This window comes from Pseudaquidulcibacter saccharophilus, assembly GCF_019455445.1.
In the GTDB taxonomy this organism is placed as follows: Bacteria; Pseudomonadota; Alphaproteobacteria; order Caulobacterales; family Aquidulcibacteraceae; genus Pseudaquidulcibacter; species Pseudaquidulcibacter saccharophilus.
Genome location: NZ_JAHWUS010000003.1, coordinates 297360 through 316063 on the forward strand (window position 1 = coordinate 297360; position 18704 = coordinate 316063).

Annotated in this window: 19 protein-coding genes; 14 read left to right on the forward strand and 5 right to left on the reverse strand. The window is 44.3% G+C overall.

Features of this window, described 5'->3' with window-relative positions:
• Nucleotides 1-2: 2 nt before the first annotated feature.
• From KXV15_RS09945 to KXV15_RS09955, 3 genes are read right to left on the reverse strand one after another with little or no spacing between them, the layout of a single operon-like run.
• On the reverse strand, nt 3-488 hold the full coding sequence (locus KXV15_RS09945) for a GAF domain-containing protein (protein WP_240008033.1): 486 nt from the start codon (nt 486-488) through the stop codon (nt 3-5).
• A 3-nt stretch (nt 489-491) separates the two neighbouring features.
• On the reverse strand, nt 492-1145 hold the full coding sequence (locus KXV15_RS09950; RefSeq protein ID WP_240008034.1) for a hypothetical protein: 654 nt from the start codon (nt 1143-1145) through the stop codon (nt 492-494).
• A 54-nt stretch (nt 1146-1199) separates the two neighbouring features.
• The gene (locus KXV15_RS09955; RefSeq protein WP_240008035.1) at nt 1200-1460 is read right to left on the reverse strand and encodes a DUF2842 domain-containing protein; all 261 of its coding nucleotides are present in this window, start codon (nt 1458-1460) and stop codon (nt 1200-1202) included.
• Between the two features lie 154 nt (nt 1461-1614).
• Here KXV15_RS09955 and eno point away from each other — a divergent pair, with 154 nt between their 5' ends.
• The 14 genes from eno (at nt 1615) to map (ending at nt 16432) form a co-directional block, all read left to right on the forward strand.
• Nucleotides 1615-2898: a phosphopyruvate hydratase gene (gene eno, locus KXV15_RS09960; RefSeq protein ID WP_240008036.1), complete on the forward strand. Its 1284-nt coding sequence runs from the start codon at nt 1615-1617 to the stop codon at nt 2896-2898.
• A gap of 110 nt (nt 2899-3008) precedes the next feature.
• Nucleotides 3009-3302: an FtsB family cell division protein gene (locus KXV15_RS09965; protein WP_240008037.1), complete on the forward strand. Its 294-nt coding sequence runs from the start codon at nt 3009-3011 to the stop codon at nt 3300-3302.
• Nucleotides 3303-3475: 173 nt separating this feature from the next.
• Entirely contained in the window at nt 3476-4495 is a 1020-nt protein-coding gene (gene pdhA, locus KXV15_RS09970) for a pyruvate dehydrogenase (acetyl-transferring) E1 component subunit alpha (RefSeq protein ID WP_420830580.1), read from the forward strand.
• Between the two features lie 16 nt (nt 4496-4511).
• A complete protein-coding gene (locus KXV15_RS09975) occupies nt 4512-5429 on the forward strand; it encodes a hypothetical protein (RefSeq protein ID WP_240008038.1) in 918 nt (305 codons plus the stop codon).
• A gap of 48 nt (nt 5430-5477) precedes the next feature.
• Nucleotides 5478-6800: a pyruvate dehydrogenase complex E1 component subunit beta gene (locus KXV15_RS09980; RefSeq protein WP_240008320.1), complete on the forward strand. Its 1323-nt coding sequence runs from the start codon at nt 5478-5480 to the stop codon at nt 6798-6800.
• A gap of 8 nt (nt 6801-6808) precedes the next feature.
• A complete protein-coding gene (locus KXV15_RS09985; RefSeq protein ID WP_240008039.1) occupies nt 6809-8080 on the forward strand; it encodes a pyruvate dehydrogenase complex dihydrolipoamide acetyltransferase in 1272 nt (423 codons plus the stop codon).
• Nucleotides 8081-8187: 107 nt separating this feature from the next.
• Entirely contained in the window at nt 8188-8616 is a 429-nt protein-coding gene (locus KXV15_RS09990) for a DUF6326 family protein (RefSeq protein ID WP_240008040.1), read from the forward strand.
• Between the two features lie 339 nt (nt 8617-8955).
• Complete coding sequence (locus KXV15_RS09995) at nt 8956-9594, forward strand: MarC family protein (protein ID WP_240008041.1); 639 nt, start codon at nt 8956-8958, stop codon at nt 9592-9594.
• A 12-nt stretch (nt 9595-9606) separates the two neighbouring features.
• A complete protein-coding gene (gene lpdA, locus KXV15_RS10000; protein ID WP_240008042.1) occupies nt 9607-11016 on the forward strand; it encodes a dihydrolipoyl dehydrogenase in 1410 nt (469 codons plus the stop codon).
• A 374-nt stretch (nt 11017-11390) separates the two neighbouring features.
• The gene (locus KXV15_RS10005; RefSeq protein ID WP_240008043.1) at nt 11391-12455 is read left to right on the forward strand and encodes a tetratricopeptide repeat protein; all 1065 of its coding nucleotides are present in this window, start codon (nt 11391-11393) and stop codon (nt 12453-12455) included.
• Nucleotides 12456-12464: 9 nt separating this feature from the next.
• Entirely contained in the window at nt 12465-13847 is a 1383-nt protein-coding gene (locus KXV15_RS10010) for a PQQ-like beta-propeller repeat protein (RefSeq protein WP_240008044.1), read from the forward strand.
• A gap of 13 nt (nt 13848-13860) precedes the next feature.
• Complete coding sequence (der, locus tag KXV15_RS10015; RefSeq protein ID WP_240008045.1) at nt 13861-15390, forward strand: ribosome biogenesis GTPase Der; 1530 nt, start codon at nt 13861-13863, stop codon at nt 15388-15390.
• 63 nt (nt 15391-15453) lie between these two features.
• Nucleotides 15454-15669, forward strand: coding sequence for a ParD-like family protein (locus KXV15_RS10020; protein ID WP_240008046.1), 216 nt, complete (start codon nt 15454-15456; stop codon nt 15667-15669).
• Nucleotides 15662-16432, forward strand: coding sequence for a type I methionyl aminopeptidase (gene map, locus KXV15_RS10025; RefSeq protein WP_240008047.1), 771 nt, complete (start codon nt 15662-15664; stop codon nt 16430-16432). The genes KXV15_RS10020 and map overlap by 8 nt, the downstream gene beginning before the upstream one ends.
• A 6-nt stretch (nt 16433-16438) precedes the next feature.
• Here the strand turns inward: map and KXV15_RS10030 are convergent, their stop codons facing one another.
• Together KXV15_RS10030 and purF are read right to left on the reverse strand one after the other, a co-directional pair.
• On the reverse strand, nt 16439-17206 hold the full coding sequence (locus KXV15_RS10030) for an SDR family NAD(P)-dependent oxidoreductase (RefSeq protein WP_240008048.1): 768 nt from the start codon (nt 17204-17206) through the stop codon (nt 16439-16441).
• On the reverse strand, nt 17206-18702 hold the full coding sequence (gene purF / locus KXV15_RS10035; RefSeq protein WP_420830581.1) for an amidophosphoribosyltransferase: 1497 nt from the start codon (nt 18700-18702) through the stop codon (nt 17206-17208). Before purF ends, KXV15_RS10030 begins: the two co-directional genes overlap by 1 nt.
• Nucleotides 18703-18704 lie beyond the last annotated feature (2 nt).

Sequence of the window (18704 nt, forward strand, 5' to 3'; positions counted from 1 at the left end):
TTCTAAAAAACCTGCGCGCAAAGCGCCTCAAGCCCAATTCTGTCATCATTATCAAAAGCCGAGAATTCAGTTGAGTCTATATCAAGAACGCCAAATAGTTTGCCATTTTTGAATATTGGAACCACAATTTCTGAATTAGAATTGGCATCGCATGCAATATGGTCAGCAAAGGCATGAACATCATCAACGATTTGGGTTTTTGCTTCACGCGCGGCCTTGCCACAAACACCTTTACCAAAAGGAATACGCAAACAGCCCATGGTTCCTTGATATGGGCCAATCACTAGCTCGTCTTCCTTGTTGGGATCACAAAGATAAAATCCGCACCAAAAGAAACGCGCGCCAAAAGTGGTTTTCAGAAGGCAAACCAAGGTGGCAAGGCGCGCGATTTCATTGTCTTCACCATCAATTACAGAGCCGTAAACACGCCCAAGCTCTTGATAAGCAGCGGCCTTATCACTTGCATCTATAAAAAACGTTTCAGCCATAAATTATGCTTCAGTTTTTGGTGGCGTTTTTGGCTTAGCCGTTTTGGTAGCTTTTGGTTTCGCTTCTGCCTTGGTGGCAGCTTTAGGCGCAGCTTCTTTTTTAGGTTTTTCACCTTTAAGAGAAACAATTTCAGCTTCTAAAGAAACGATTTTATCTTCCATTTCTTGGATTTTTTTCTTCATTTCAATGACATTTATTGGGGCAATGCCTTCTGCAAATGATTTTTTCCAAGCTTCTAATTTTTCATCAGGGAAGTTTTTGGCGCGGAATTCTTTTGCTTGCTCACTTGCCTTGGCTGCAAAGTCTTTTGCCTTGTCACCAATATGAGATTCTTCAAATTTCTTTTTAATTTCTTCTTCGGCTTTGCCACCTTTTTCGACCATTTCGTCGAAAACTTCGTTCGCAGCTTCAGAAACTTTTGAGAATTTTTCCTGTGCCTGTTCATACATTTTTGTATAAACCTGCGCACCGGCTTCCCAGAATTTTTTGAAAATATCCAAGCCCTGATTCATCGCCTCATTCATTGCGTCATTAATCTTTTCATTTGACGCATCCCCAGAGGTATTTTCAGAAGTTTCTTCTGTTTTCACATCTTCGGTTGGTTTGAATTCCGCATCAATAACGTCATCCTTGCCGGTTTTTTTCTTAGCTGCCATTTGTAAGCCTCCTGATATGCTAATTATATGGCAATCAGGGGTAGGATTTCAAGGTTATTTACGACTTCTTTTTAAAGTTGATGCGGCAGGTGGTTTTTCGCCTTTTGGCATTTCATGTGGCTTTGGTGACATCCACATATATAATGGGCGTAGTGGGAAAACCCACACCAAACCAATGACCAAAAAGAACGGAACTTTTATCCAAATTGGCTTGTTTAAAATGAAACTGCCAAGAACTGTCGCGAAAATTACGTAAATAATAATGAAGCTAAGGGTGGTTATAAGCCCGATTGCGCGGCGGTATCTAATGTCCATAATTGTGTCCAATTTGCTATTATTTTCTCAATAGTTACAGAAAATAGAAAAAACAACACAAAATGCAAATACAGCATATATTTTGACTTCCCTTAGGTTACACAAATTGCTATTGAGCCGAAAACAAATGTAACGCAAATCTAAGGAGATGAGTATGACCGCCATTATCGACATCGTAGGCCGCGAAATTCTAGACAGCCGTGGTAATCCAACCGTTGAAGTTGACGTTTTGCTTGAAAGCGGCGCACATGGTCGCGCAATGGTTCCGTCTGGTGCATCTACCGGTGCGCATGAAGCGGTTGAAAAACGTGATGGTGATAAATCACGCTATCTTGGTAAAGGCGTTCTTGAAGCCGTTGATGCAGTAAATGGTGAAATTTATCAAACTCTATCTGGTTTTGACGCATTAGACCAACGCCATATCGACAATGTTTTAATCGAACTTGATGGCACGCCAAATAAATCACGCCTTGGTGCCAATGCGATTTTGGGTGTATCTTTGGCGGTTGCACGCGCTGCTGCTGAAGCGGTTGATTTGCCATTGTTCAATTATGTTGGCGGCATTAATGCCCGTGTTCTTCCTGTTCCAATGATGAACATTCTTAATGGTGGTGCGCACGCGGATAACCCAGTTGATATCCAAGAATTTATGATTATGCCTTTGGCCGCACCTTCTCTTGCTGATGGTGTTCGTTGGGGTGCCGAAGTATTCCATTCATTGAAATCATTATTGAAATCAAAAGGTTTGAATACCAACGTTGGTGACGAGGGTGGCTTTGCACCAAATGTTTCTTCTGCGGTTGAAGCATTGGATGTTATCTCAGAAGCAATCACAAAAGCTGGCTTCAAAGTTGGTTCTGAAATCGGTTTGGCGCTTGATTGTGCATCATCTGAATATTTCAAAAACGGCAAATATGAGATGGTCGGCGAAGGCAAATCATTCTCTTCTGATGAAAATGTGAAATATCTTGCTGATTTGGCTGCGAAATATCCAATCTTCTCAATCGAAGACGGTATGGCAGAAGATGACATGGCTGGTTGGGCTGCACTAACCAAAGAATTGGGTTCAAAAGTTCAGCTTGTTGGCGATGATTTGTTCGTAACCAATCCTGCACGTCTTGCAGACGGCATCAAAGGCGGTCTTGCTAATTCAATTTTGGTAAAAGTAAATCAAATCGGCACTTTGACCGAAACTTTGGACGCTGTGGATCTTGCACACCGCAATGGTTACACTGCGGTTATGTCACACCGTTCTGGCGAAACCGAAGATACAACAATTGCCGATTTGGCCGTGGCAACCAATTGCGGTCAAATTAAAACCGGATCTTTGTCTCGTTCGGACAGGATTGCAAAATATAACCAGTTGATTCGTATCGAAGAAATGCTTGGAACCCAGGCAAAATACGCTGGCTTTGACGCTCTGCGCCAAAAACGCTAATCCATTAGGCACAAATTAATATATTTTTTAATGGCAGTCATTTTTTTACAGATGGCTGCCATTAAAATTTTGTTCACCATATATTTGCAATTTGATTCTAAAAAGCGATTATGTTTAAATTTTCCGCATCACCAGCCAAAGTAATTTTTATAATTGCCCTTGTGTTTTTGGGCATGCAGGCCTTCTCGGGTGAGCAAGGCTTGCTGCGATGGCGCGAATATAAAATCAAGGCGGATGCGCTTGAAAATAATAAAGAAATTCTTGTAGCCAAACGTAAAAGTCTTGAAAATAAAATTGCAAGATTACGTGCGGGTGCTGCTGATGCCGACTTTGTTGAGGATTTGGCACTTAACCGTTTGGACATGGCTGACCCAAAAGATGTGGTCATAAAGATCGATAACTGATAAAATTCATATCGACAATTAAGCCTCTATTCAGCTTTAAATCAGTAATTTTTCACGAAAGCGCAATATTTATGCCGCATTGCAGCATGAAATTGTGCTAGACGTGTCTGTATTTGATAATTAGACTAAAGCCGCATATTTTTTAGTATTACTTCATTATGGAAGGTATTTTAATGGTCGCAAAAAATGCTAGCCCTTCGAAAGGTAAGGCTGCGGTGGTTTCAAAAGCCAATATGGCAAATCGTGAAGAATTGCTCGATTATTATCGCCAAATGCTTTTAATCCGCAGGTTCGAAGAAAAAGCCGGTCAATTATACGGCATGGGCTTGATTGCAGGTTTCTGTCACCTTTACATCGGGCAAGAAGCCGTGGTTGTTGGTATGGAAGCTGCGCAAATTGATGAGGATAGCGTAATCACAAGCTATCGTGATCATGGTCATATGCTTGCTGCTGGTATTCCTGCGCGTGATATTATGGCTGAACTTACGGGGCGTGCCACTGGCTGTTCTGGCGGTAAGGGCGGCTCTATGCACATGTTCTCAAAAGAAGCGAAATTCTATGGCGGGCATGGTATCGTTGGCGCACAGGTTGCTTTGGGAACTGGTCTTGCATTTGCGCATCAATATGAAAATGATAATGGTGTAACCATTGCTTATTTTGGTGATGGCGCCGCAAACCAAGGGCAAGTTTATGAAAGCTTTAACATGGCTTCACTCTGGAAACTGCCAATTGTTTATGTAATCGAAAACAACCAATATGCGATGGGAACCTCGGTTGAGCGTGCCTCTGCGGAGATTGAGCTTTATAAACGCGGTATTTCATTTGAAATCCCAGGTGAACAAGTGGACGGTATGGATGTTCTTGCCGTTAAAGAAGCTGCTGAACGGGCGATTGAACATGCACGTAGTGGTAAAGGGCCTGTCCTTCTGGAAATGAAAACTTATCGTTATCGCGGACACTCAATGTCTGACCCTGCGAAATATCGCCCTAAAGATGAACCAAAGCAGGTTCGCGAAACTCGTGACCCAATCGAACATGTTAAAAATCTTGGTCTTGAGCATGGTTTGTTTTCGGAAGACGATTTGAAAGTAATCGACAAAGAGGTTAAGGAAATTGTTGCCGACGCAGCAGAATTTGCGCAAACAAGCCCTGAGCCTGATGTATCTGAACTTATGACAGATATATATTTATAGTTTTCAGGAGAATGAAATGAAAATTCTTGATAAAAAAGCAGGCTTTTATAAATATGCGCCAATTTTGGCGGCGCTTGCATTTGCGGTTCCAAATTTTGCAATGGCGCAAACCGCGACCAATGCTGCGGATAATGGCGAACAAAAAATCACGATAAAGCGTATGCCTGGAACTATCACTGGCGGAACGGTTGATAAGATTACTTATAAACCAAATTGTACAAAATTTGTTTTCGACATAAGCGCATCATCAATTCAAGAGGCGACTAGCCGCGCATATGTTTTAGAACAAGAGGCAAAATTCAATAAAATCCGCGATCGTTGGACAGAATATGAAGATTGCATCATTGAAAATGCGCGCCTTGATGTTGCGGCAATGAACGAAAAGCTTAGCAATTATATTCAATCATCTTCAAAAACTGAGATTGATGGATTTACCGCCACTAATGCTGCTGCCAATGAAGCTGCTGCTAGGCTAAAGGCTGCTAAAAAACCTGCTAAGCCGGTTGGCTTCACACCACGTGCATGGGCAACACCTGCTGCGGGTCGTCTTTTGGGATCTGTGACAAGCGGTAATGCAAGCGAAGTTGTTTATACTAGCGGTTGCGGGATTTATACTGGCGAAGTTACACCTGAAGATTTCGCAAAAGTTGTTGCTGGCGATGACTTTAACAAAATGGTCGATGTTCTTAAAAGCGGCCCTGATAAAATCCAAAAAGCAATTGATTGCAGAAATACCAATGTGCAGGAAGACTTTTCTGCCATTAGCAAAAAAATCGAAGATGGTTTGAACGAAGTATATCTTCCTGAAAGAACAGCTTTTGAAGAAAATTATTCAAAAGTTCGTACACAAATCAACCTTCAGCGTCAGGCGGGTGGTTTGCTTGCAGGTTCTGGTGGAAAAGCACCTGCGAAAAAACCGACCAAGAAAAAGTAATTATTTTTAACCCGATATCGGAGTGTAAAATTGGCGATTGATATTTTAATGCCGGCCTTGTCCCCCACGATGGAAGAGGGGACTTTGGTTAAATGGCTTGTCAAACAAGGCGATGAAGTTAAATCTGGTGATGTTTTGGCGGAGATTGAAACCGACAAAGCAACAATGGAAGTTGAAGCAGTTGACGAAGGTGTTGTTCAAGAAATTCTGGTTGCCGAAGGCACACAGGGTGTAAAGGTCAACACAATTATCGCAAAGCTGACGGGTGAGGGTGAAGAGGCGGTTTCCGCACCAACACCTGCACCTGTGCCGGCTGCCGCGCCTGCACCTGCACCAAAACCTGTTGTAGCGGCTGCGCCAGTGGTTGAGAAATCATTTGAAGGTATGGAAACCACCAAAACAACGGTTCGTGATGCTCTTCGTGATGCAATGGCCGAAGAAATGCGCCGTGACGAAAAGGTATTCTTAATCGGTGAAGAGGTTGCCCAATACCAAGGTGCGTATAAGGTTTCGCGCGGCCTTCTTGAAGAATTTGGCCCTAAACGCGTTATCGACACCCCGATTACCGAGCATGGCTTTGCCGGCCTTGCGGTTGGTGCGGCGATGGCGGGCTTGAAGCCAGTTGTTGAATTTATGACCTTTAACTTTGCGATGCAGGCGATTGACCATATTATCAACTCTGCGGCAAAAGTTCTTTATATGTCGGGTGGTCAGATTTCGACCTCTATCGTGTTCCGTGGTCCAAATGGTGCTGCGGCGCGTGTTGGTGCGCAACACTCACAAGACTATTCATCATGGTATGGCAACGTACCAGGGCTTAAGGTGGTTGCACCTTATGATGCCGCCGATGCCAAAGGCTTGTTAAAAGCGGCCATTCGTGACCCTAACCCTGTTGTGTTCCTAGAGCATGAAATGCTTTATGGTCATGAATTTGATGTGCCAAATGATGATGATTATATTGTCCCAATTGGCAAGGCGAAAATTCGCCGCGAAGGTAGTGATGTTACCATTACTTGCCACGCGCGTATGGTTGCCCATGCTTTGAAAGCTGCTGAAGAATTGGCGGAAATTGGCATTTCTGCGGAGGTTATTGACCTTCGTACTATTCGCCCACTTGATACGGCAACAATTATTGAATCTGTTAAAAAGACCAACCGCCTTGTTTCTGTTGAAGAAGGCTGGGGCCCAATGGGTGTTGGCGCAGAGGTGGTTTCAGTTGTTGTTGATCAAGCGTTCGATTGGCTTGATGCGCAGCCGGTTCGGGTTCACCAAAAAGATACGCCACTGCCATATGCCGCTAATCTTGAGCAATTGTCATTGCCACAGGTTGCGGATGTAGTTGCTGCCGTCAAAACCGTTTGCAATAAATAGGGGGAAAAATGCCAGTAGATATTCTAATGCCTGCGCTTTCCCCAACAATGGAAGAGGGTGTCCTCGCCAAATGGTTGGTAAAAGTTGGTGATGAGATTAAATCAGGCGACGTTATTGCCGAAATCGAAACCGACAAGGCAACAATGGAAGTTGAGGCCGTTGATGAGGGTGAGGTTCTTGAAATTCTCGTTCCCGAAGGCACAAGCGGCGTAAAAATCAATACGGTTATTGCCAGAATTTCTGGCGATGATGCAAGCCCTGCAAAACCTGCACCTGCTGCACCACAAGTTGCTTCTGCACCGGCTGCAGAAGCTGCAAAACCTGCTGCTGCACCGCAACCGGTTGCTGTGGCAAAAACTGATGCTGGTGAGCGTATTTTTGCTTCCCCATTGGCAAGACGCATTGCGGCACAAAACAATGTTGACTTAAAAACCATCAAAGGCACTGGCCCGAATGGACGTATCGTTCGTGTCGATGTTGAGGGTGTTAAGGGCGGTGCGGCTGCGCCTGCTACTGCGGCGGTTACACCTGCTGCACCAGTTGCAACCCAAGCAGCAAAAGCGCCATCAACAATTGCGGCGACCGGTTATAAAGAAGGTAATTACGATGTTATACCACTTGATGGTATGCGTCGCACGATTGCTAAACGTTTGACGGATTCATTCCGCGATGTTCCGCACTTCCCGCTTAATGTTGATATCGAACTTGATAAATTGTTGGAACTTCGTAAGCAACTTAACTCCCAAAATGAAAATGCCAAGATTTCTGTTAATGACATGATTATCAAGGCGACCGCTTTGGCATGTAAAAAAGTTCCTGAAGCCAACGCAAGCTATACTGATGAAGGGATTTTAATCCATCATCATGCTGATGTTGCCGTTGCGGTGGCAATTGATGGTGGCTTGATTACGCCAGTAGTAAGAGAAGCGGAAAACAAAGGGCTTTTGACAATTTCAGAAGAAGTCAAAACCCTTGCCGACAAGGCAAAGAACCGTAAATTAATGCCAGAGGAATATTCAGCCGGCACAATAAGCGTTTCTAACCTTGGCATGTTTGGTATCAAAAGCTTTGGTTCAATTATCAACGAACCACAAGGCTGCATCCTTTCTGTTGGTGCTGGTGAACAGCGCCCAGTAGTAAAAGATGGCGCATTGGCAATTGCCACTGTTATGAGCGTAACCTTGACCTGTGATCACCGTGTGGTCGATGGTGCGGTTGGTGCAAAATGGCTAAAGGCGTTTAAACGCCTTCTTGAAGAACCTTTAAGCATGTTGCTTTAATGGTTTATTGCTTTGGGGCGGGGGTATAAAACCCACCGCCTTTGGCAAATTAGTAATTTTATTTGTGCGAACTAACATATTTCCCATCAAATAGTTTTGGAGCATTTATGAGCACTGACTTGAGTAATAATGCAATGAACAAAGAATTATTCACGAGAGTTAAGCTTGCGGCGCTTTGGGCGAGTTTGATGTTCCTTTATATCTATGCCGATTATTTTATGCTTTATACGGGTAATACGGTAAAGAATATGATGAACGGTATAATGGGACCATTGGGACCCGCCAATGACAAAATTATGATTGCTGTATCAATCTTGATGATTGTGCCAAGCATGATGATTTGTCTAAGCGCTTTGTTACCGCGACAAATAAATAAATGGCTTAATGTTTTATTTGGCTGTGCTTATGCGTTTATTGCGGGCGCTTCAAATATGGGTGGTGCACCATTTTATGTTTTATTTGGTGTTGTGGAAATAATCGTATCTTTGTTAATAGTTTTCATTGCCTTCAGTTGGCGTAAAGAAATTGCTAAATAACAAGGTTAATGGGGTTTAAATTAGGCAAACACTTTATCCTAACCATTTTGTGATACATTGTAAAAAACGAAACAAAGTTTCGAAAAAATATGGTGTAAAATGGGTTGGTGTAAAATGGGTTTGCCGCAGAAGTTCGGGCGGGCGGGTAATGCTTGTACGTCTGATGTATCAGGGAACAGAAAGTCAGGGAAACATATTCTAAAAGCTGTGCTTGTGGACAGACCAGGCCCAATTAGCAAACTTCCAGAAATAAGGGGAAGGCGCGGGGACTTTGGCGGGCGTTACCTTTATAGGTAATCTAACAATCTTTCAGGCATAGATTTTAAACGTTTTGAAATTATGCTTGAACTATTTACTACTGCATTTGTAACATTTTTTGTCGTGATTGACCCGCCGGGCGTCGCGCCAATGTTCGCAGCGTTAACCGATAATACTTCACGAGAGTGGCAGCGCAAAATGGCCTTTAAGGCGGTTTTTGTTGCCGCCGTAATCATGGTTGGTTTTGCCTTTGGCGGCGCGTGGCTTCTTGAGCATTTGGGCGTAACGCTTGATGCATTCCGCATTGCTGGCGGCGGTATGTTGTTCCTAATTGCGATTGATATGCTTTTTGAAAAGCGTAATGAGCGTCGAGAAGATCGGAATGAAAAAGTTCTAGATAACGCAAAAAAACACCCTGAACGTTTTGAAGATGTTTCGGTTTTTCCATTGGGTATTCCACTACTGGCAGGGCCAGGGTCAATTGCCACCGTTATGCTTTATTTTTCTCAGCACAAGGCGTTCCTAAGCAAAATGGTGGTTTTGGGAAGTGTGGGTTTAAACCTTTTCCTTTGTCTAATTGTATTTTTACTTGCCCCTAAAATTACCAAATTTATTGGTCCAACTATTGCCACGGCATTAGAGCGGATTTTGGGTATTATTTTGGCGGCACTTTCGGCGCAATTTGTCATTGATGGCATAAAGGGCGCGTTTTCACTTTAAGGATTTTTTACCATGAGCGAGAATTTTGACATTGCAGTAATCGGCGGCGGTCCGGGTGGTTATGTGGCGGCAATTCGTGCTGCACAATTGGGCTTTAAGGTGGCGGTTGTTGAGCGTGAGCATATGGGTGGTATCTGCCTAAATTGGGGATGTATTCCAACCAAGGCTTTGCTTGCCTCTGCTGATGTTTATTCAAAAATCAAGCATGCACAAAATTATGGTATCTCGGTTTCAGGTGCGACTTATGATCTTGCCAAAATTGTTGAACGTTCACGCGGCGTTGCCAAGCAAATGGCATCGGGCATTGGCTTTTTGATGAAAAAGAACAAAGTTACGGTATATGACGCCACTGCGAAACTTGTAAAAGGCACAGACGCGCCAAAAGTAATTGCAACTGCAAAAGACGGCAAAACCACCGAAATCGTTGCAAAGCACGTGATTTTGGCAACTGGTGCGCGTGCGCGCGTTATCCCGCAAGCTGGTCTTGAACCAGATGGCAAATTTATCTGGACTTATAAAGAAGCACTTGTGCCTGATACCATGCCAAAACGTCTTTTGGTTATTGGTTCTGGTGCAATCGGTATTGAATTTGCAAGTTTCTTTAATGCCCTTGGCTCTGAAGTTACTGTTGTCGAAGCGGTTGATAAAATCATGCCGGTTGAAGACAAGGAAATTTCTGATTTTGCGCAAAAGCAATTCATCAAACGCGGTATGAAAATTATGACTTCGGCAAGTGTGAAGTCGGTTAAAAAGAATGCCAATGATATTACCGCAATTGTGGAATCAGGTGGCAAAACCCAAGAAATCACGGCCGATCGCATTATTCTGGCAATTGGTATTGTTGGTAATGTTGAAAATCTTGGTCTTGAAGAATTGGGCGTTACTGTTGATCGCACCCATATTGTAACCGATGGCATGGGAACCACCAATGTGAAGGGGCTTTATGCGATTGGTGATATTGCGGGTGCACCGTGGCTTGCCCACAAAGCGTCACATGAAGGCATTATTTGCGTTGAGAAAATCGCGGGTAAAAAAGTTCATCCTATCAATCCACGCCAAATCCCCGGTTGTACTTATGCAACGCCACAGGTTGCCTCAATCGGCCTAACCGAAGCAAAAGCAAAAGAATTGGGTTATGAAATCAAGGTTGGTCGTTTCCCATTTGTTGGCAATGGTAAAGCGGTGGCTTTGGGCGAAGCCGAAGGGATGATGAAAACCATTTTTGATGCCAAAACCGGCGAAATGCTTGGCGCGCATATGGTTGGTGCCGAAGTTACCGAAATGATTCAAGGTTATGCTGTTGGCATGGGGCTTGAAACCACCGAACATGAATTGATGGAAACCGTATTCCCGCACCCTACCTTATCAGAAATGATGCATGAGGCAGTTTTGGATGCCTATGGTCGGGCAATACACATATAGTAGACCTCACGCTTATGCTCGGGGCACTTGCTGGTCGCAAGTGCTATTCCCTCACAGCTCCGGTGGGGCGCGCGATGTCGCGCGGCGCTCAGTCGCGCTTGGGGGGGCTCCCCCCTCACGCAGTTGGCGCTCAATTGGTCGGGTGGGGAAAGCGGAAAATATAAACCGGAAAGCGTGGTTTCAGGTTTTTATTTGCATTTGTGGTTTATATAACAAGTCTTTGAGCTCGTGCTTAACCACTTACTAAAGCTATTGTAATTTTGTCCTGTTCAGGCTTTAGTTTATGGATGTATCAGTGTATTTAATACATTCACGACATTGCCCGAATTCAGGCTTTGGTTTAAAGCCTGAATTTCAATTTATTGGAGCTTGATTTGACAGACTTATTGCGTGAAGCCGAAGACGAATTACGCCGTGAAACGGTAGAGAAAACAGCAAAGCGCGCGTTTCCATTTTTGATTGGTGCGATTGTTCTTGCATTGGTCGGTGGTGCCGGTCTTCAAGTATGGCGTAGTCAGCAGGCCAAAGCATTGGAAAAATCATCTAATGATTATTATGCCGCGATGGATAAATTAGAATCTGGCGATCTTGATGGCGGTATCAAAGCCCTGTCAGAAGTTGCCAAAAGCAGCAATGGCATGGGCCAATTAGCGCTTATTCAGCTTGCAGATGTGCAAAATGAAAAAGGTGATTATGCCTCTGCACTTAAAAGCTATGATGATGCTGCCAAAAAAATTAGCGATAAGGATTTAAAAGCGCTTGCAAAATTGCGCGCTGCATTTGTTTCAACCTTCGTTGAAGACAATGCGAAAACTATTGCCCGTGCCGATGAAATCGTAAAAGATGGCACTGCGTTTGCGCCACTTGCGCGTGAATTAAAGGCGGGTGCTTTGTGGGCCTCTGGTAAGGCCGATGAGGCAAAGAAAGAATATGAATTATTGCAAATCGATCCTAATGCACCAAAGGGCCTTCAGGCACGTGCAGGGCAGGCGGTTGCAGTTATTAATTCTGGTGCGGCTATTGCCCCTGATTTAATGCCAATGCCACAACAAGGTGCAGCAGGTCAGGCAGAAGGGCAGGCGGCTGCAAGAGATCCAAATGCGGAATATGATAAAGATGGTAAACGCATCGTTCGCCTTCCTCCTGGTCAAAAATTGCCACCAGGTACAAAAATTCCACCTGATGTTCGTGTAATTGAAACACCATTACCTGCGGGCGGTGCATTGCCACCTGGTGTTACACCTGCGCAAATTGAGGCTGCGAAAAAAGCCCAAGCCCAAGCACGCGCAGAGTTCATGAAAGAGGTTGAGGCACAACGCCAAAAATCAATGAAAGAACAAGAAGCAGTTACCAAGGCGCAGCAACAAGAAATTGACAAAGTTAATAAAGCGGCTGGTAATAATGCCTCTGGCGACACTAAAACAGATAACAAGCAATAGGTGCGGTAAATGGGAAAGTTTATTGATAAAAAGCTATTAATCACACCTTTAATGCTCGCTTTTGTGGCGGTTACGGCATGTTCAACAGTTGGCGAAAGATTTAAATTGCCATCTTTTGGCAATAAGGGTGAAGCGGCCAAGAAAAAAGATGATGGTCGTATTGCAATCCTTACAGCTGATGAAGAATTAAAACCTGATGAAGGTTTGGCGGCTGTTGGTGCTTCTGCACCGCCTTCATTACCTCTTACTTCATGGTCAAATGCATCTGGGAACCCAAATGCAACAATTGAGAATATCACTGGTGATGGCTCATTATCGATTGCTTGGAAGAAGAAACTTGGTGCGGGTGCAAATAAATCGGTTGGCCTTATTGGTCAGCCATTAATTGCCGACAATAAAATCATGCTTCTTGATGCCAGCCTTACTTTGCATGCTTATAGTGCGGATGGGCAAAAGAAATTATGGTCTGTTTCTTTGGGTGAACCAAAGAAAAAAGGCTGGTTTAAATCGCAAACCAAGGCAACTGCTGGCGGTATTGGCTATGAAAATGGCGTAATTGTTGCCGCTTCTGGCTTTGGCGAGATTATTGGCATTGACGCAACGAATGGCAAAATCATGTGGCGTTTAGTAACCGATGCGCCGGTGCATTCTTCGCCGCTTGTTGCGAATGGTCGTGCTTATGCGGTGTCTGTAACTTCGCAACTATATGCAATTGATGATAAAACTGGTGAACTTGTATGGACGCAATCTGGCCTTACAGAGAGTGCGCGCGTTCTTTCATCGTCTTCATCAGTTATACAGGGCGATACTTTGATTACCCCATTCTCATCAGGTGAGGTTGTTGCTTCTTTGACGGCAAATGGTCGTCGTCTTTGGAATGAAAGCCTTTCTCGAGTTACCGGTGGCAACTCCCTTGCATCAATTAATGATATTGCTGGACACCCGGTTATTAATGACGGTGCAGTCTACGCGGTTTCCCAATCTGGCCTGCTTGCGGCGATTGATTTGCGTTCTGGCGTGAAAACATGGGACAAATCAATATCTTCAATCCAAAGCCCTTGGGTTGCGGGCGCATATGTTTACGTGGTTTCTGTTGATGCCGAACTTTATTGCCTTGAAAAATCAAGTGGCAGAATTGTTTGGATGACGCAACTTGACCGTTTTAAAAATGCGAAAAAGAAGAAAGGCAAAATCGTTTGGACTGGACCAGTAATGGTTGAAGGACATTTGGTTCTTGCATCATCTGAAGGGGAAATCGTTGAGGTTAACCCAACTAAAGGTGAGATTGTAAACAAAATCAAAGGCAAAGAAGAGTTTTTGATTGCGCCATCGGTTGCGGATGGCACGGTTTACTTCCTTGCAAATGATGGCACAATGGTGTCTTTGAAATAATTGAAACCTTGATATGGCACTAAAAACTGCAATTGTTGGTCGTCCCAATGTGGGTAAGTCCACGCTTTTCAACAGATTAGCGGGGCGTAAACTTGCGATTGTTGATGATATGCCCGGCGTAACACGTGACCGCCGTGAGGCAAAAGGACGTTTGGGCGATATTGATTTATTGCTTATCGATACTGCTGGCTTTGAAAATGTTAAGGACGAAAGTCTTGAAGCGCGTATGCGCGAACAAACCGAAGAAGCCATCAAAGAAGCCGAAATTTGCTTGTTTGTATTTGATGCCCGCGTTGGTGTTACCCCGCATGACGAGATTTTTGCCGCACTTTTGCGCAAGCATAATAAGCCGGTTATCGTCCTTGCCAATAAAGCGGAGGGGAAATCAACTGAAATTGGCGCAAATGAGGGTTTCTCATTAGGTCTTGGTGAACCTATCCCCATTTCTGCTGAGCATGGTGAAGGTATGTCCGACATCTATGCTGCCTTCATTGAAAAACTTGGTGAGCGTGCGGGTGCTGATTTAGGTTATGGCGAAGATGAAGAAAACCCACCCTTGCGCCTTGCAATTATTGGTCGCCCAAATGCCGGTAAATCAACACTTATCAATGCTATCATTGGTGAAGACAGACTTATAACTGGTGCCGAAGCAGGTATCACACGCGATTCAATTGGTATCGACTGGGAATGGGATAATACCCGTGTTAAACTTATTGATACCGCAGGGATGCGCCGCAAGGCAAAGGTTCAAGAGAAATTAGAGGTTCTTTCGGTTGCTGATACCATTCGGGCCATCCGCTTTGCCGAGATTTGTTTTGTTGTTATGGGCGCGGATGAAGCGTTTGAAAAACAAGATTTGCAAATTGCTGATTTGGTTGCACGTGAGGGGCGGGGCCTTGTTTATGTCATAACCAAATGGGATGCCGTAGAAAACCCGCAAGAACGTATGAAGGAATTGCGTGAGCGTTCTGAAAAAGCCTTGCCAGAAGTTAAGGGCGCGCCAATGGTTGTGGTTTCTGCCATGACTGGTTATGGGCTTGATCGCCTATTGCCTGCGGCACTTGATGTTCATGATGATTGGAACGCGCGCATCAAAACCCGTGATTTGAACGATTGGTTAAAAGAGGCTGTTTCAAAACAACCGCCGCCAATGATTGAAGGCAAGCGGGTAAAGCCAAAATATATTTCGCAAATCAAGGCACGTCCGCCAACATTTGTTTTGATTGCCAACCGTGCTGCGGGGCTACCTGAAAACTATGTGCGCTATCTTACCAATGGAATTCGCGTGGCGTTTGATATGCCGGCTGTTCCGATGCGCTTTTTCGTACGTGCACCGAAAAACCCATTTGTTGATGGCGTTGCAGAAAAGCCAAAGTATCAAAGCAATACGAAGGGGCCATCAATCCCTAAACCTGATAAACCAAAGCAACAGGAACGCAGCCTGAAAATTTCCAACCCACGTAAAGCGTTGGCGGCGAAAAAGGCGGCAACTGGCAAGGGTAAAAAATTCTCTCATAACCCTGGCAAAAGACCATTTAAATAAATACATTTACTTTTCTATATGCTTAATATATAAATCATATATGATTTGTATATGGAGTATATATTGGGCATTGTAAATATTGACGACGAATTACACGAACAAATTCGTAAGGCATGTAGTGTGTCGCAACGTTCTATTAACGCACAGGCGGCGTTTTGGATTAAAATCGGCATGATGGCAGAGTTAGAGCCAAATTTGACCTATAATCAAATTATGTGCCGTGAATTAAAAGCCGTTGGCCTTGAAACTTATTTAGTCGCGTCGGCGCGTAATGATTAAGTCACCCCAAGAAATTGCCGTTATGGCGGAGGCTGGACGGCTTTTGGCTGCTGTTTTCACTATGCTTGATGGTGTTGATTTTAATGGCATGACAACCATGCAAGTTAATGACATGGTTGAAGATTATATTGTTAATAATCTCAAGGCACGTCCGGCAAGCAAGGGGCAATATAATTATGAATATGTTTTGAATTGCTCTATTAATGAGGTTGTTTGCCACGGTGTCCCATCAAATGATGAGGTAATGAAAAATGGTGATATCGTAAATTTTGATATTACCTTGGAGAAAAATGGCTATATCGCCGACTCTAGTAAAACCTATATGATTGGCGAGGTTTCAGGAGCCGCAAAACGCCTTGTTCGCACAACCTATGAAGCATTATGGCGCGGGATAAAAGCGGTTCGCCCCGGCGCAACCTTGGGCGATATTGGGTTTGCAATTGAAAAACATGCAAAGAAAAATGGCTACACTGTCGTGCGTGAATATTGTGGGCATGGCATTGGGCGTGAAATGCATGAAGAGCCAAATGTCATGCATTTTGGACGTCCTTCGCATGGATTGAAACTGCGTGAAGGCATGGTTTTCACCATTGAGCCAATGATAAATCAGGGAAAGCATACAACTGTAACCCTTGATGACGGCTGGACGGTGGTAACAACTGACGGCAAATTATCAGCACAATTTGAACACACAATTGCGGTAACAAAAACTGGTTATCAGGTTTTGACTTTACGACCAGATGAAAAACCAAACGCCAAATAAATATCTTTATTTAAGGCCACGTTTTTCCAAAAACGCCTGATAATGTTCGGTATCACGGAAATTAATACGCGCACCGTTCAGTGACTTTTCACGGGTTGGCGACATTAATTCCAAAATCATGGTTCCAAGATCTGCCGGATGTGGCATATTGGTTTGATCTTCACCTGGATACGCACGGCGGCGCATTCCTGTTACCACTGCACCAGGATTTAAAACGGTTGCAACGATATTATTCAAGGTCTGCTCGGCGGCCCAAGATTGCACCATGATTTCAAGACCCGCCTTTGTTGCACCATAAAGCCCCCATAATGGACGTGGCTCTTTGGCGACCGTTGATGTCATGAAAATTGCGCGCCCCTGTGGTGCGGCCTCTAAAAGCGGTGACATTGAGTATAAAAGGCGGAATGTGGCGGTTAAATTGGTATCAATAATATTTTGTGCTTCACGTGGTGTGAAATGGGTTATTGGGGTCAAATCGCCAAGATTTGCCGCACAATGAATAAGGCCATCAAGTTTTTGATAGCGTTCAAAAATTACCCCGCCCAAACGGTCAATCGCCGCACCATCTTTGATATCAATGGGAACAATTGTGGCATTTTCACCAGTAATTTTGATGATTTCATCATCCAATTCTTCCAGTTTCTCTTCACGTCTGGCAAGGGCGATAACGTGATAACCGGCACGCGCCATGATAAGTGCCGCTTGTTTACCGATACCTTGTGATGCACCGGTTACTAAAACTACTGGCTTATTATTTGGATTTGAATTTGGCATTATGCCTCGATTAAAAATGATAATTGTTGGAATGATTCAGATTTAACATATTCAACATCGGCAAGACGGGTAGGGTAGTCACCGGTGAAATAATGGTCGGCATATTGTGGTGCATCTGGGTTACGTTTTTCTTCACCCAATGCCCAATAAAGCCCTTCAACAGACAAGAAACCCAATGAATCTGCGCCAATTGCCGCCGCCATTTCTTCAACACTCATATTGGCGGCCATAAGTTGATCACGGTCTGGCATATCAATACCATAAAAATCTGGCCACTGAATTGGCGGTGATGCCGAACGAAGGTGAACTTCTTTTGCGCCCGCATCGCGCACCATTTGCACGATTTTTTTGGAGGTTGTACCGCGAACCACACTGTCATCAATCAAAACAACGCGTTTGCCTTCGATAACTGCACGGTTTGCCGAGTGTTTACGACGTACGCCAAATGAACGGATTTGCTGCGTTGGTTCAATAAAGGTGCGGCCAACATAATGGTTGCGGATAATACCCATTTCATACTGCACGCCAGAGCTTTCGGCATAACCCAAAGCCGCAGGAACACCAGAATCCGGAACCGGAATAACAACATCTGCCTCAACGCCAGTTTCTTGTGCAAGGCGGATGCCCATACGTTTACGAACGCTATAAACAGATTTGCCAGCCATAATTGAATCTGGGCGGGCAAAATAAACATATTCAAAGGCACAAGGGCGGGCTTTACGTTTGCCAAACGGGAAATGGCTTTCAACTTTGCCATCGGTGCAAACCACAACCTCACCGGCCTCAATTTCGCGAACAAATTCCGCACCAATCATGTCAAGGGCGCAGGTTTCAGAGCAAAGTACAGGAGAGCCGTCCAAATTACCCAAAACCAGTGGTCGAATACCCATTGGGTCACGTGCGCCAATTAATTTGTTTTTGGTTAGGCATACAAGCGCATAAGCACCTTCGATTTGTTGCAAAGCATCAACAAGACGACCAACAATTTTTGGCGCACGAGAACGCGCGATTAATTGTAAAATAACCTCGGAATCCGAGGTTGATTGGAAGATAGCGCCATTTTGTGTAAGGTAGTCACGCATAATGCGGGCATTGGTCAAATTGCCATTATGGGCAATGGCAAAGCCGCCAGATGATAAATCGGCAAATAGTGGCTGTACGTTACGAAGCAATGTTCCGCCAGCGGTCGAATAACGAACGTGACCAATAGCATTAGTACCCGGAAGGCTTGCAAGGGTAGAAGTTTTTGTGAAGTGGTCACCAACTAGGCCAAGGCGACGGTCTGTATGGAAATGGGCGCCATCATATGAGGCAATGCCACAACCTTCTTGTCCACGGTGTTGCAAAGAGTGAAGGCCAAGTGCGGTAATAACCGCCGCTTCTTTGTTTCCGGAAATTCCAAAAACGCCGCATTCTTCACGCAATTTGTCTGCATCGATATCGAAAACATCATCTTCCAACGTGTTTTTAGAAATGGCAGAATTAATATCAGACATTG